We start from the raw sequence: 1,007 nt of genomic DNA, 5'->3' as shown, positions 1-1,007 counted from the left end.
ACATGAATAATATTTTTGCCTACAAATGTCTTTGCATCTGCTTTAGTAACTAGCATAACACCATCCTTTCGAAAAACAATTATGTCGTCAATATCTGAGCAATCAAAAAGATATTCATCTTTTTTAAGGGAATAACCAATAAAGCCTTCTTCACGATTAACGTAAAATTTAATATTAGCTACTGCTACTTTAGCTGCATCGATCGTATCAAAAGTGCGTATTTCAGTTTTTCTTTCTTTGTTTTTGCCGTATTTCTTCTTTATATTGGTGAAGTAATCAATGGCATATTGTATTAGGTTGTCTAAATGATGTTGTACTTCTTTTATTTTACCTTCCAAAGCCAAAAGGTTTTCTTCAGCTTTATCTAAATCAAAACGAGTAATTCTTTTTATCCTGATTTCCGTTAACTTATTAATATCTTCCTCAGTAACTTTTCTTATTAAATGAGTTGTAAAAGGTTTAAGCTCTTTATCAATAGTTGAAATTACCTCTTCCCATTTGTCAAGTTCTTCAATTTTATGATAGATTCTGTTCTCAATGAATATTTTTTCCAAGGAAGCAAAATGCCATTGTTCTTGAAGTTCAGTGAGCTCAATATCTAGTTCTTGTTTAAGCAGGTTTACAGTATTATCAGTGTTTCTTTTTAATATTTCCGAAACAGTCAAGAATTCAGGTCTATCTACATTAATCACACAAGCATTTGGTGAAATTGAAATTTCACAATCTGTGAACGCATATAAAGCATCAATCATTTTATCCGGGGAAACATCGTTGGGTAAGTGAATTAATATTTCAACTTCGGAAGCGGTATTATCTTCAACCTTTTTTATTTTTATTTTTCCCTTCTCATTTGCTTTAAGAATGCTATCTATAAGGGATCCGGTATTGGTACCATAAGGTATTTCATTGATGAGAAGCAGTCCTTTTTCTGGATTTGATATTCTTGCCCTGGCTCTAACATTGCCTCCTCTTTCTCCATCATTATAATTAGCAACATCAATTAATCC

The 1,007-nt window shown here is 31.6% G+C and carries 1 protein-coding gene; it reads right to left on the bottom strand.

Annotated elements, in window-relative coordinates:
* A partial coding sequence (locus tag M3Z80_RS09680) for a DNA gyrase subunit A (RefSeq protein WP_293919409.1) occupies window positions 1-1,007 on the bottom strand: 1,007 nt, incomplete at both ends.

Origin of the sequence: Apibacter sp. (assembly GCF_025291155.1) — a bacterium.
Classification (GTDB): Bacteria; Bacteroidota; Bacteroidia; order Flavobacteriales; family Weeksellaceae; genus Apibacter.
The sequence above is the reverse complement of the archived record's forward strand: the minus strand, read 5'-3'. Positions and strand labels throughout refer to the sequence as shown.